The 13,623-nt window shown below is 55.2% G+C and carries 11 protein-coding genes; 6 read left to right on the plus strand and 5 right to left on the minus strand.

The genetic code is table 11. From position 1 onward, the window contains the following. Nucleotides 1–27: 27 nt before the first annotated feature. Nucleotides 28–1,218 carry a substrate-binding domain-containing protein gene (locus tag Pla52o_RS06860; RefSeq protein WP_146593854.1) on the minus strand — a complete coding sequence of 397 codons (1,191 nt, stop codon included), beginning with the start codon at nucleotides 1,216–1,218 and terminating at the stop codon, nucleotides 28–30. A gap of 327 nt (nucleotides 1,219–1,545) precedes the next feature. On the opposite strand from Pla52o_RS06860, the gene Pla52o_RS06865 reads away from it, so the two are divergent. The 6 genes from Pla52o_RS06865 (at nucleotide 1,546) to Pla52o_RS06890 (ending at nucleotide 6,817) form a co-directional block, all read left to right on the plus strand. Then, nucleotides 1,546–2,478 carry a DUF1559 domain-containing protein gene (locus Pla52o_RS06865; protein ID WP_146593855.1) on the plus strand — a complete coding sequence of 311 codons (933 nt, stop codon included), beginning with the start codon at nucleotides 1,546–1,548 and terminating at the stop codon, nucleotides 2,476–2,478. A gap of 10 nt (nucleotides 2,479–2,488) precedes the next feature. After that, nucleotides 2,489–3,313 carry an aspartate/glutamate racemase family protein gene (locus Pla52o_RS06870; RefSeq protein WP_197169058.1) on the plus strand — a complete coding sequence of 275 codons (825 nt, stop codon included), beginning with the start codon at nucleotides 2,489–2,491 and terminating at the stop codon, nucleotides 3,311–3,313. A 38-nt stretch (nucleotides 3,314–3,351) separates the two neighbouring features. Beyond that, complete coding sequence (locus Pla52o_RS06875; RefSeq protein ID WP_146593856.1) at nucleotides 3,352–4,590, plus strand: M14 family zinc carboxypeptidase; 1,239 nt, start codon at nucleotides 3,352–3,354, stop codon at nucleotides 4,588–4,590. A 170-nt stretch (nucleotides 4,591–4,760) separates the two neighbouring features. Continuing rightward, nucleotides 4,761–5,153, plus strand: coding sequence for a carboxypeptidase regulatory-like domain-containing protein (locus Pla52o_RS06880; RefSeq protein ID WP_146593857.1), 393 nt, complete (start codon nucleotides 4,761–4,763; stop codon nucleotides 5,151–5,153). Nucleotides 5,154–5,443: 290 nt separating this feature from the next. Continuing rightward, nucleotides 5,444–5,929, plus strand: a complete 486-nt coding sequence (locus tag Pla52o_RS06885) for a GNAT family N-acetyltransferase (RefSeq protein WP_146593858.1) — start codon at nucleotides 5,444–5,446, stop codon at nucleotides 5,927–5,929. Nucleotides 5,930–6,247: 318 nt separating this feature from the next. Continuing rightward, a complete protein-coding gene (locus Pla52o_RS06890) occupies nucleotides 6,248–6,817 on the plus strand; it encodes a hypothetical protein (RefSeq protein ID WP_146593859.1) in 570 nt (189 codons plus the stop codon). Between the two features lie 969 nt (nucleotides 6,818–7,786). On the opposite strand, the gene Pla52o_RS06900 is transcribed toward Pla52o_RS06890, so the two are convergent. The 4 genes from Pla52o_RS06900 to Pla52o_RS06915 form a co-directional block, all read right to left on the minus strand. Beyond that, the gene (locus Pla52o_RS06900) at nucleotides 7,787–9,937 is read right to left on the minus strand and encodes an alpha/beta hydrolase family protein (RefSeq protein ID WP_146593860.1); all 2,151 of its coding nucleotides are present in this window, start codon (nucleotides 9,935–9,937) and stop codon (nucleotides 7,787–7,789) included. Nucleotides 9,938–10,520: 583 nt separating this feature from the next. Next, complete coding sequence (locus Pla52o_RS06905) at nucleotides 10,521–11,234, minus strand: ABC transporter ATP-binding protein (protein ID WP_146593861.1); 714 nt, start codon at nucleotides 11,232–11,234, stop codon at nucleotides 10,521–10,523. After that, the gene (locus tag Pla52o_RS06910; protein ID WP_146593862.1) at nucleotides 11,231–12,442 is read right to left on the minus strand and encodes an ABC transporter permease; all 1,212 of its coding nucleotides are present in this window, start codon (nucleotides 12,440–12,442) and stop codon (nucleotides 11,231–11,233) included. The genes Pla52o_RS06905 and Pla52o_RS06910 overlap by 4 nt, the downstream gene beginning before the upstream one ends. Further along, complete coding sequence (locus tag Pla52o_RS06915) at nucleotides 12,439–13,608, minus strand: efflux RND transporter periplasmic adaptor subunit (protein WP_146593863.1); 1,170 nt, start codon at nucleotides 13,606–13,608, stop codon at nucleotides 12,439–12,441. The genes Pla52o_RS06910 and Pla52o_RS06915 overlap by 4 nt, the downstream gene beginning before the upstream one ends. Nucleotides 13,609–13,623: the final 15 nt, after the last annotated feature.

The following is a 13,623-nucleotide window of genomic DNA, read 5'->3' on the forward strand; positions in this document are numbered from 1 at the left end:
GTTGTTCAGTGTCGTTTGTAAAAAGGTTTATTGTTTTCGTTTACGGTAGGAAAGCGGTGTTTCGCCCAGCATCTTTTGGAACATCCGACAAAGCTGCGATGCACTGGAATATCCGCAAGATGCCGCGATTTGTTCGATCGTCATATCGGTATTGGCCAGCTGAGTTTGTGCCTTCTCAAACCGAACTTTGCGAATTTCATGGCCCAACGTGTGACCAATCGTCTCTAAGAATTGTTGTTCCAGCGAACGCCGCGAAATCGGTATGTGGTTCAAAACATCCGAGACATTGATGCCGAGGCTGGCGTTCTGGCGGATGAAGCGAATCGCCTGCACAATTTCGGGACGATCGTAGTTCAAAATGTCGGTGGATTGACGCACCGAAATATGCAGCGGTTTGATTCGGATCGGCTGCTTCGGTGCCGCCGCCCCATCCATCATTTGGTCGAGCAGGGCTGCCGCTTCAAAACCGTGTTGTTTGGAGGCCAGCACCACTCCGGATAACGGCGGGCTCGAGATGGAACTAAGCAGGCCGTCATCATCTCCGGTGAGGACAGCGATGTCGTCAGGGACGCGGATTTTCAAGAAGTGACACCACTCGGTGACCAACCGTCCTTGCCGGCCATCGGCGGTGAAGACTGCCGTGTCCGCGGGCAACTTCAGTAGCCACGTCTTAATCAGATTCTGTTGAGTCTCCCAATCATATCGAAACCATACTCTGTCTTGGTATTTCCAGAAAAGGTCGCACTCTTGCCCCGCTTGTTGCAAATGCTCCTGCACCTGCTCAAACCGTTTCTGAGAATACTGGGGGTGGGGCGGATTGAAGCAAGCGATTCTGTCTCGCTCCAGCGAGAGTAAGTGTTTCACAATGAGCTCTGCACGCGCCTCGTCATCCGTTACGACGTTTGCAATCAACGGATTATAGGTTCCGAACGTGATCGTTTCTAAATCGACGATGGGGATCTTGTAGGACAAATGTTGACGCCGCGCCTGATGCGAAAGAAATCTTGACAGGATCCCATCACCTCGCCATCCGGGCGGCAATTGCAGCCTGCCTTGCGCATCACGCGGCGCGCACAACAATCGCCACCCTCCGTGTCGCGTGGCGTATTCGGCGATCCCTTCAATCGCGGCCAAACTCCAAGTCCCTTCGGGATCGAACAGGATCGCCACCGATCGTTCACCGTGCGACGCGGGCGTATCGGTTCGCTGGTTTGGCATTGTTGCTGTCGAACCACTGCGTTCAAGGGAATCGTTGGAAGGAGGGAGCGTACTTGCAAACGTCGATCGGGAAAAGCATGTCCAGAGAAGTTTTTAATATTTTCTGGGTCGCCCATTCCTTTTTTGGGCGTGCGCAAAGTGCCTGTCACTTTGCGCAAATTTATCATTGTCTTAAGTTGTTGGCAATCTTAGGCTTGCTACGTGGGCTGACTATAGACCTCTGCACAATGGACGAGATTCCAGCCTGTAGAGCAAAGTTCGATTCCGTCCGCCAATTTGTGCGGCGCATTTATCCATTGTTTTCGACGATCAATCAAAGGTAGGCCAATGTCAACTTACAAACGTGTGTCCCGTTCGTATCCTCTCAGCACACGCGGCTTTACGCTTGTCGAGTTGCTGGTGGTGATCGCCATCATCGGAGTTTTGGTTGGATTGCTGCTGCCCGCCGTGCAAGCGGCCCGCGAAGCCGCTCGACGGATGAGCTGCACGAATAATTTCAAGCAGATCGGGTTGGCATTGCATAACTACCACGACACCTTTTTAAGACTGCCACCTGGGCTCGTTGATGATTCAAGCACCCAATCCAGCGCAACGGCGGGCTGGGGTTGGATGGTCGCTATCTTGCCTGGCGTGGAACAGTCGGCTTTGTACGATGCAATGGAAGTCAGCACAAAGACGCTCAATCAACATCGGGGCAGCACCAGCGAGACGGTGACGACGGTACAGACAACCACACCATTGCCTGTCTTCGAATGCCCGTCGGATCCAGGGCCGAGTATCAATACAAAGCGTGGCGGGCACGCAAAAACCAACTATGTCGGCGTCTTTGGCAGCGGTTATTCGACCTCCAGCGCCGGGGGCGGTTATCACGACAGCAACGCCAAAAGCTCGCAGTTTAATGGGCTGTTTGCAGGCAACAGCAAGGTCCGCTTCCGAGACATTCTCGACGGACTCAGCAATACGTTCGCCGTTGGCGAAGTGGAATCGCTGAATAAGAATGCCGGCGTTTGGGTAGGTAACTTTGGTGCCAATCGTTGGGGCGGCGTCTACTTCGACGCTCGAATCGGGGCGCTGATCAACGCCACGTCTGGGACGAATCCAAGTTGGGCGAGTACGGCAAACTTTAGTAGCTGGCATCCCGGTGGCTGCCATTTTGTTAAGGCGGATGGATCGGTTGGGTTCGTGACTGAGAACATCGATGGTCGCACGTATGAGAATCTCGCCAGCCGCAACGACGGCAACGTGATCGGCGAATATTAGGACCCGACTGATGATGAACCGTGAATTTGCGTCGCAGCAACAGAACAGCCGGCAAGCGGACGCTGCGTTGGGGGTTTTATGTTGGCAGGAAGCGGGTTGTCCCCGTGGCCTGCAACAGCTCGAAATGCTGGTCGGTAACAGCACTAACGCCGATTCCTACAACTGTCCCGTGTTGTTTCGTCGGGTGCCGGGCGCCAATATGCAATCGGTGGTCCTGAAGCCCGATCCTCGGATCGTGCAAGCGATGATCGGGGTCGCCCAGGAGTTAATCGATTGTGGAGCCACGGCAATCACAACCAGCTGTGGATTCAATGCAATCTTCCAGCAAGAACTTGCTGCTGCCTTGAACGTTCCGGTGTTCACGTCAAGCCTGCTTCAAATTCCTTTCATCCGTTCGATATTGGGCGCCGACAAAGGAATTGCCGTGATCACGGCTAGCGGCAGTTCGTTGACCTCGCGGCATTTTGAAAGCGTCGGGGTGCACAGCATGCAGGGCCTCGAAGTGATCGGTTTGGAAGACAACGAACAATGGAACAAGATCATTTTCTCACCCGAAGAAGAAATCGATATTGACCTATTTCGCAGGGACCTAGTGCGGCTGGCATGCCGCGTTGCCGAACCAGGGCGAATTGGCGCGTTCCTGCTCGAATGCACCGACCTGCCGCCGTTTGCAAACGAGATTCGTCAGGCGACAGGGTTGCCCGTTTTCGACTTCATTTCGATGTCCAATCACGCGTTCCAGGCCACGAGTTGGAGTGCCCCCGTCGTTGCAATGCGTGACGGGTCGGTTTCGCCGAGAGCCACCACGAACGATCCCGCAGCCTGCCGAACGTAACATCCACGCAATTTACTGAACAACAAAAAGTCTTCCCGATGGTTAACCAGAGAAACAATCATCCGCTATTCGCTGCGGTCGCCCTACTGGCGTGCTACCTGTCATCGCCCGCGGTCGCAGCGGAATTGAACGTCACGGACTTCAATTTTGAAGGAGAGTATGGCTCGGCGGGTGCATCGCTTGAAAAGTTGGGCAGCAACCATTTCTTGATCCACTTGAAATCGGTACCGGAAGAACCGCGTTGGACGAACATGGTTCAGTTCATCATCCAAAGCAACGCAAAAGGGAATGCGTTACAGATCGATTTAGAGGTTCCCTCATCCGCCTCGGGGCTGAACGAAAAGGGCGTGCGGGGCTTCGTCAGTTGGTCAGCGGATCAACAAGAATGGAGTCCCGTTCCGCGGACGGTCATCGAGCGTGACGGCAAAAAATACGTCAGCTTGGTCTTCCCTGAATTCACACAAGACAAAATCTATGTCGGTGGTGAGGTTCCGCTGTCCTACGAACGCTGCGTTGCACTCCTGCAGGAGTTTAAACAACATTCCGATGCCCAACTGCACGAAATCGGGAAGTCCGCGGAAGGCAGGGCGATCTACCGTCTAACGATTACCGACCCCAAAAGCCCAATGCCGCCCGCGAAACGGTGGGCACACCACTTCGTCAATCAACACTGCTACGAATACAACGCCCAATGGCGGATGATCGGCATGATCCGTTACTTATTGAGCGAAGCGGGTGCTGAATGTCGGCAAAAACATGTGTGGCACTTTGTCGTCCAGATGAATGTCGACGGCCCCGCATCGGGGTTGGGACGCGTCAATACGCAGGGCCGCGACATGAATCGATCCTATTCGGCAAAAGGATCGGGCGTCGAGGAACAGGCGTTTGAATCGTTTGTCGTGCAACGCGACCTCGAGCGATTGATGGCTTCGGAAACCCCGGTCACCACCACTTGGTCGATGCACACCTGGGATGGTCCGCTCGTCGAACCGATGGTCCGTCCCGGCTCCGACATGGGCACCAAGGTCGGCCCGTGGACGGAACTACGCGATATTTTGGCCGCGACGGATAAAGATGGGCAATTCAAAAAAATGTACAGCGCCATGTCGATGAAACTCACTCCAGCAACTTGGTGCAGTGGAACGTTTATCCAATTTGGAGTCTCCGCCTTTTGCTGCGAAGGGGGAGGTCACATCATGAATCTCGATGAAACGCTAAAAACCGGCGAAGTCCTCGCCAAGGCCCTGCATCAATTTTATGGCAAAGCCACTCCGTAACCGGCGTTCGCTGATGCTTCATTCATAATTCCATCCTGCTCATGGCGTGCTTGCTTCACGCCACGTCTTCCAACACCGAGACGCGTCTAATCCGTGCCAGCATCGATTCTCTATGAGAGTCTACGGTCGGGGCGAGACAGCGTCCGATTAACACCCCAAAGTTTCGATTCATGAATTCTCCTAAGACCTTGTCCATTTTGTGTGCGGTGGTTGCCGCTTTTGTCGTTGGGTGCGGTGGCCGTAGCGATCAACCCGATCTTGGGCTCGTCACTGGGCTGGTTACCGTGGATGGCGCTCCCGCGGAAAGCTTGTTAGTGACGTTCATTCCTGAGAATGGGCGACCGTCGACGGGAGTGACCAATGCCCAGGGGCAATATGAACTTGAGTACATCGGAGACAGCAAGGGGGCCAAGCTTGGCCATCATCTTGTACGGATTACGACGTTGGATATCGGGGAACCCAATCGGCCAACGCGAGAGTTAATCTCTAGCAAGTACAACGCTCAATCGGAACTTACAGCAGAAGTTAAGGCCGAAGACAACAAAATCGACTTTGCCTTGTAAATCGCCCCGATCTATACTTGCGGGCTCATGGCCTCCGCACTGGCGGATGCAAATATAAACGACGCTGACGACTGCGTTTTCGTCTGTCGATTGTTTGCGACTTACCACTGACTCAGCCGAGGTCCTCTCACCGGTTCCGTTCATGGTCGGTTCGCCGCTCATTGGAACGCGTGATGGAGAGCGAAAGCGTTTGGCGACTGCAAGGCTGCACGTTGTGAGCGGACATATGACAGCGAAGTGGTTTCAGGTCGAGTCTCACGAGTCAGTGCGGTGGTTGGCGGGAGTTTGCGATGGGAGCCAATAGGAGCGTATCCATTCGTGCCTTCGTCTCGTCCGACTCAGATGAATGTTTGCATCTGTTCCGCGACACCATCCATCGCGTCAATCTCCGTGACTATTCGCCGGAGCAAATCAATGCTTGGGCGCCACCGGACGTCGACTTACTGACGTGGGCCCGACGTTTTGAAGATCGATTCGCCTATGTCGCATGCCAAGCAAAGATCATTGTCGGATTCATCGACATGACCCGCCTGGGGCACTTGGACCGTTTGTACGTGTCCGCCGATCACCAACGGCAAGGCATTGCTCGCGGTTTAGTAGAGCGAGTGCTACGCGATGCCGAGCAGCAAGGTTGCCAGTGCGTGAGGACCGAAGCGAGTATCACCGCGAAGCCATTCTTTGAGTCGATGGGGTTTGCCGTAATCAAACAACAACAAGTCGAGTGTCGCGGAGTGATGTTGACCAATTTTCAGATGAGGTTTTCTCGGCGCGCGTGAACCATTTAGTTCACGGGGTGTCTTCGTCCCAAGCACTTGCCGTTCACTCATGCACTCTACCGAATCGTCGGTACAAACGGCCGTTCCGTTCGATTGCCTTGGTCATCGCCACGATCTTGTTTTTCGCTGGTGCGCATCGGGGGCGAGAAACGCGTCTCATTGGGACATGCGCCACGTCACTCAAGCTGGCCCTCTGCCTGAAGAAACCCTTGAATCAACGTTCCTGTTGCCCCCTTCGATTCAAATGTTTCGCCAACCGCTCCTGTATGCGATAGACTCATGGGCAACGGTGTTCTTCCCTTTCACTCAGAGATTGAAATGGCATGGCGACCCGAACACCTCGTAACATCAGGCCAACTCGACAACACACTGAACGGCTGGACCATCGGCTGGTTGGAACTTGATGGAATTGACGAGCGATTGCAGTTAAAACTGGCTGGTAATTGTCACCCCGATCTGGCTGGGTGGAAGTTTCGCATCCACCGCACCGCTCCCGATCCGCCCAAACATTTTGGCAGTGACGAACCACCGGACTACTCGCTTCTCAGTCGCGATCAATCGGGGCACGTCGGCGATATCACGGCCGATCAGATGATCAAGCACTTCGAGCTCTCCATCGACGAACTCGGTCAGCGTCTTCGGGAGGGCGAAAAACCTCCGTTCCAGTGGCGGAGATGTCTCTATTTGGAGTGGTACAGCAACCACAACGGCCGCGTCGTGATCCAAAGTACGCGATTGGAAGTCGAGCGGCTTGGCCAGCGAGCGTTTGAATTGACCGCCACGGAGTGGCGAGAACAGGCCTATCGAAACAGCGAAGAAATGGACCACTTCTTGATGCAGCTTGATGATGCGATCGAAGATTCACCACCCGAGAGCGAAGATGCGTGAGCCTACGACGTTCAACTTCGGTGGCACATGCGGTGCGGGAGTTCGTCGAATCCGTCATGCCATTGCGTTAGCGACGATGGCCAAGATCGCTGCATGAAACCCGTGGGGAATACGCAGTGCTCGCCCCCCCCCTCCCCCCCCACCCCGCTTTCCTGCCGATAGGAGTCGGGGAACTGGCTTAGCGTGCGGCAACACGGTTTACGGGGGATGCCTGCCTGACCCTATTGCAGGAGGAAGATTGGTATGTGGATTGCTCGGTGGCTATTGCGTCGCGGAAGTAAGGATCACTGCGACGATTGATCGACTCCACTGAGAAAGGTTCCATGTTACGTCCTCTTTTTTTAATTCTGCTGTCCCTGGTTCTTACCATCACTGCTCCTCAAACTTCGGCATCGACCGGTTGGAGTCCCATTATCGTCCCCACCGGGGCTTATCGTGATCAGATTAAAGCCATGCCGATTCATCAACGACCAGGACGACCACTCCATGTGTATGGCAACACGGTTCGGCTTTTGGAACACTCCCGGCGACACGACGGACCCTCTCGCCCGCTTCGACAAATACTCTTCGGTTCGCCCACCCTACGTGTCCGCCGCTAATCGTAAAGCGGCGAGGTGAACGCGGCACAGACGCAGATGGCCGCGAAGCATGGGGGGGATAAGTCTTGCGGATGAATCGTTTGCGGGCATCTCGTCCGCCCACGACCAAACCGACGAGCGGCCGCGTGCGAGAACCCAAAATGAGGTCGAAGGATTCCTTCTAACCGGCTCAATCACCCATCGCATCACCCGTCGCATCACCCGTCGCATCAGCTGGGGCGATTGCGCACCTAGAGCATTTTTAGACCGGGAGCAGGGCCAGTTGAAACCGGCCCTGCATCCCGCGTCAATTTATTAAATGCTCTATGCACGGGCACGTTTCAGACCGCATGCGGAAAGAGGAACCATCGGCCCAATCAAGGACGGCGGTTTAGGGTTTGACGCACCACTGGATGAGCTCTTTGACGTCCCGTTCCTCGGTTTCGACTCGTAATTTATCCTTCGCGTGCTGCTCAACGAAGTCGAGAGATGCATTGATCTCAGCCTTTACAGCAGCGGTTCGCAAGTGGTTCCTTGGTTGCAACAGAGCGACACGTCGGGGTGTGATGCTGGCCAACAAATCGGGTAGATCGTAGGCTGATAATGCACCCGCCACCAACGAGTTGGCGTTCACGTCGTAATCTTTGTGCATCACAATGCTCTGATAGTCCAACAGAGAATCAACGAGCACCAACCATCGAATCTCTTGTTCAAATGCGGCCGCATGCAACAAAGCGGGAGCGACATCCCCAAAGGCGACGGCTCCGATTTCGTCCGATTTTACGTCGTCACGATCCTGCAAAAACTTCAACACACGGACGGCATCTCCCGCATTGATACCAGCCACGCTCCGCCCCGACATCAACGCATTGAAAAAGGGTTGTACGGGAGCGTGTCCCTGCGTGGACCGGTAGGTTGTTTCGCCATATCCCAATAGGTCGGGGGCTGCGACGACGTAGCCGCTTCGCACTAGCTCTTCGATCGTTCCGCCCGCAGCGGCGTCGGTGGTCTTTCCCTTGTCGTGCACATAGATAATAGCCGGCCGTGCGGTGGGTTGATCCGGAGCAAAGACCAGCGTGGGAATGATTGTCTGGCCCTCGCCGGGCACTCCCCATTTTTCGACATGGTAACCTTCTCGCTGGTATTGCCCCCGGAATACCGGAGCGATGGTCGGTTCGGGTTTGCGGTAGCCGGACAACTGTTCCGCCTCACGCACGGCCCGGGGCAGATGCTCCGACAATGCTTGGCGGCTATCGTCTAGCTTCTTCAGCAGCGGCATCGCCTCTTGACGGTTGATACTGAAAACGGTCTCACTCTGAAGTGAGGTCGAAATCTGGCCCGTCTCGGTGACGGTCAATTCCGCTTCGCTCAAAAACGGATAGGCGTTTTCCTGGGCGCTTCCGGGTAGATCCAAAGACTTTTGAAAGAAGGCGTACGTGGCTTCGTTATTCTTCTTCGTAAAGCCATGTTCGAAATCGTCTTCGATTTGATCGAAATGCTCAGGATGGCCTAGGATATCAAAAGCCTGACGCACCTCTGCGGCCGTCTCACGCGCCCCCTGGATACTGAAGAAATCTCGTGTGGTGGTCACTTGAAGTGTTGGTTTTGGCGCTCGCACTTCAAGTAGATCCGCATGGTCGATGCCCAACAGCGGACCGTGATAAAAGACCTGCTCCGCGTCCTGAGGACCAATGGAACCCAACAACCGACTGGTGCTGGTGATGAAACCGGTGGGTGCCGCCGCGAGCACCCGCGGATCGACGGCGCCGATGTAGCTGGTTTGAGTGCCCCCTCCAGATAGCCCCGTGACACCGATGCGGGCCGGATCGACCTCGGGGCGGGTCGATAAGTAATCAATCGCGCGAATACCGTCCCAGGTGAAATAGCGGGCAAGAGACCGTCCGGTCAGAAAACACTGAACCCCGGCATGGGAGTGCTCCTTAGTCGAAGAGCCCACGCTCGATTTGCCACGCTGGGGATCAAAGTACTGCAACCGTTCACCTTGTCCAAGCGGATCGATGGTGAACACCACAAATCCCTTATGGACTAGATTAAGAATCACGTTTTGGTAGATGTCGCGCCGGAATGCCTGAGTCGAATGTCCAATGACATCCAAGATCGCGGGACCACGACCGGTGTGCCCCTCGGGGATAAAGATCGCCCCCGTCACATGGAAATTCGGCATCGATTCAAAGACAATCTTTTCGACGCGGTAGCCATCCTTTTGGAGCGTACCGGTAACTCGAGGATTCAGTGGTGATCGAGCGGGCCAAGGACCAAGAATTTGATCGAGAGTTCGTCGCACCTTCGCCTGACGTTTTTCCCAAGCTTCGGCGCTCTTCAAATTGCCAATCTCCGCTTCGCGTGTCGCCAGGCACGCACGGGTCAAGTCGTTCAGATGATGCACCATCATCAGGCCTGGATCGTTCCAATCGATCCAGCGTGGGGCGTTTTGGCGCCCACCGTCGAGAACGGTCAAATCCTCAACGGGCTGAGCCCCCAGTACAGATAGCAAGAGAAGGGAACAGAGGGTGTTAATCATAGAGGCAGCTCAAAGTCGGTAGGTTGGATCGTAATCTGGGGGGAATTTTAGCAGATTCAAGTGTCGCCTGGGACCAACCGACCAGAGACAGTCCACGTAGATGGGAAATTGGTATTCGAACCGGAGCGACCCAGGCAACGACCATCTCTACATCGGCTCATCACACCAAAGGCGTTAAACAACACAGCCCCGGGGCGGGGAACGCGCCTTAGTGCCCTCGAGTCACCTCTCAACGTTGGATCGAATTCCAGCAGGGGCACAGGACAACGCCAGAACCGGCTGCCGTCAAACCGTTTAGCAGCCAGCGCCCCCGCCTCCGTAGTCCTCGCCCTCAGTATCACAGCCTTGTGACCATGCCCCGACGCCGAGCAGGCAATATGCCGAAGTGCCCGACAGCACGCGAATCGGTAACCGGCGGGAAGAAGTCGGACAACCATCCTCGCGTTTCGGTTGCCGACGCTAGGACACCCCACAATCTCTCCCCACAAGACGCACACCAACGGGGGAAACTCTCGTTACGGTCCAGGCAGCCCGCGCGAGATGTTCGTATGAGGTGTCAACATTAATCGCGCGAGTACGGTCGTCACACCGTGTGGGTTGGCGGACTCATCCGACCATCTTCCATTTCGTAGGTCGTGTCGAATACGTCTAACGCCCGGTGGTCGTGGGTGACGACGATCACGCCGGCGCCGTGCTCGTGAGCGACTTGACAGAACAATTCCATCACCTGTCTGCCACGTTCGCTGTCCAAAGCCGCAGTCGGTTCGTCGGCCAGAATCACACTCGGATTGTTTGCCAGTGCCCTGGCGACGGCAACTCGTTGCTGTTGTCCGCCGGAAAGCATCGAAGGCCGATTTTCTGCCCGATCACCGACCCCCAGGTCATCGAGTAGTTCCATGGCCTTCCGCCGTGCCGCACGCGATGACTCGCCATTCAACTCGATGGCGATTTGCACGTTTTCAATCGCGGTGAGGAACGGAATCAGGTTTGATTTTTGAAAGACGAAGCCAATGTGTCGGCGGCGGAAAGCACGCAAATTTGTATGTGCGGTGCTGCCATCGAGTACCAACTGACCGCGAATATAAACCTGGCCAGACGTGGGAGGGTTGATCAATCCGACGGCGGTTAGGAATGTCGACTTACCGCTACCGCTTGGTCCAAGCAATGCGACGACTTCACCCACTGACACTTTCATCGAGGCATTGCGCATCGCTACAACCTCCGTGTTCCCGCTGCCGTAGATCTTGGTCAGGTCGCGAGTCTCTATCGCAAGTTCCCTATCGACATCGCGGTTCATGACAACGCCTCGTTGGGGGACACGTGCAACGCTTTCCAAATCCCCAGCAAACTCGATGCGACCGAGATTCCAAGCACGATAAACCCGAGCTGAATGAGGTCGGAATTCGTCAGGATGACGCGGCGGGGAAACATCGGGAAAATTCGTTGCCCAACGAGATAGGCGACTCCATATCCAACAACACCTAGGACCAGCGCTTGCTGTACGATCAAACTCAAGATGACCGTATTCGGGGCCCCGATTAGCTTCAACAATGCGATCGAGTGAATTTTGTCCAACGTAAGTGTGTATAGAATCAACGCCATGATGATGGCGGCAATGATGGTTAGCAGCACGCGAAACAGACCAATTTGACGCCGTACTTTCTCGACGTTTCCTTTCAACAGGAATTCTCGTTCCTGAGCGTTTGTGTAGACAGAGACATCGCCCCAGCCCGCGATTGCATTGGCGACTTGCTCTCTATCCGCGCTGGGGGAAACCGTGACCATTACGGCGCTGATCTGGGCACGTGGGATCGGCGGTAACTCACCCGCGGGTTTGGAGGAGTTGTCAAGCAATGCCGGTTGCCTTGTGCCGAGATCACTGCGTTCCCCACGAGCATATCGAGACGCTCGTTCAAGACGCACGGCCTCACCGGGGACGTCCGACTGGATCGCTTGGGCGTCCGCGACCGTGAAGAAACCGATTCCGTCGGCGCCAGCGCTGATCATGTTGCTTGTCGTGCCCACAACGACATAGGACTCTTTGCCAAGTCTGATTTCTTCTCCAACCGCCAAGCCTAGCGATTTGTCAGCGATCATTTCAAAGTGATTTTGTTTCAATGACCTTCCGTCGGTGAGTTGAATCCAATCACCCTTGTCGGTCGGCCAACTCAACCCCAGGACCGCAATTCGCAATGCCTCTCCGTCACGCTCCCGTTGAATGGTGTGATACACGAATTCTCGCGAGAGGCAAACGCCAGGGACGGTGTAGGCGCGATCAACGAGACTCGAAGGCACTCGCGAGATCTCGGCAAACGGTCCTCTGGTATCTCGTTGGACAATCCATAGGTCTGCACCGACCGTATCAATCAACAGCGTCGCGTCGGCGATAATCCCTCGATAGATTCCACCCATTCCCATGACGATCATGAGTAACATTCCCACACCGACCGTTGTCAATGCGAATCGCCCAAGATTGTGGCGGATGTCTTTGGCTGCCAAATTCATTGACTGACAACCTTGCGTCCATGATTCAAAACGTCGCTTCGATTCGTCGGGGTTATGACAACGTCGCCGGGCTGCAAGCCGTCGACGACTTCAACGGCATTACGATTGCGAAGGCCGATCATAACAGGACGCCATACCGCTCGATGATTCACGACGATAAACACACCGGTATGACCATCACGATTGACGATCAAGTCGCCTAACAATCGAACAACATCGTCTTTCCGTGCAACTTCGATATAGGCATCTGCGCGCTGACCGACGGCCCAGTTCTTCGGCAGCTCGAGAGCATCGATATCAACGATGAACTCGCGTGTTTCACGATCCGTCTCTATGCCAAGGCGAACGACCTTGCCGGTGTAAGCTTGTGACGGGTCCGAGCGAAAAACAATCCGCGCGGGTTGCTCCGCGTCAAGCTTGGCCATTTCGGTTTCGTCGACCCAGGCGCTGACCCAAATCTGGTCTAACGAAATGAGTCGCATGATCGACGTTCCCGGTACAACGACGTCGCCTAGCTCGCGATTGCGGCTGACGATCATTCCGTCAAACGGCGCATGGATATGGCAATCTTCTAATCTCGCTCGGTGATAATCAAGTGTCTTCTCGGCTGCGACGAGTTCTTTTTGTCCTTCCATGATGGCGGCTTCCGCTCGTGATATCCCCGTGAGTGCAACGGCGAGTGCCTCCGAGGATCGATCGAGTTCGTCTTGGCTGACCGCGCTCTGCACCGCTAGTTTCTCGTTGCGATCGTGGCTGCTCTTCGCCTGAGTGTAGGCAGCCGTCGCTCGGTCTTTGTCAGCCATCAATCTCGCAATGGCGGCTCGCGATGCGGCGACGTTCGCGTCTGCAATCGCTACTTGCTGTTGTAGCTCTTCGTCGTCAAGTTCGACGAGTAAATCGTCTTCGACAACCCGTTCCCCTTGATCGGACAACACGCGTTTGATGCGACCCGAAATCTTCGGGCTGATCGTCGCTTCGACGCGAGCTTCAAGTGTTCCCGTGCCCATGACTTCCGACACGATTCTTCCACGCTCGACCGGATGTTCAGCCACGGGGATCGGCGAAAACTTCATCCAATACACCGCTCCACCGATGACCGCCGCGAGCAGCACAAGTTGAAACAAACGCCATCCAAAACGTCTCGCCTTTACCCAACGTTTGCTCATCGGTGTTGCCTCAAC

Origin of the sequence: Novipirellula galeiformis, assembly GCF_007860095.1 — a bacterium.
GTDB classification, from domain to species: domain Bacteria; phylum Planctomycetota; class Planctomycetia; order Pirellulales; family Pirellulaceae; genus Novipirellula; species Novipirellula galeiformis.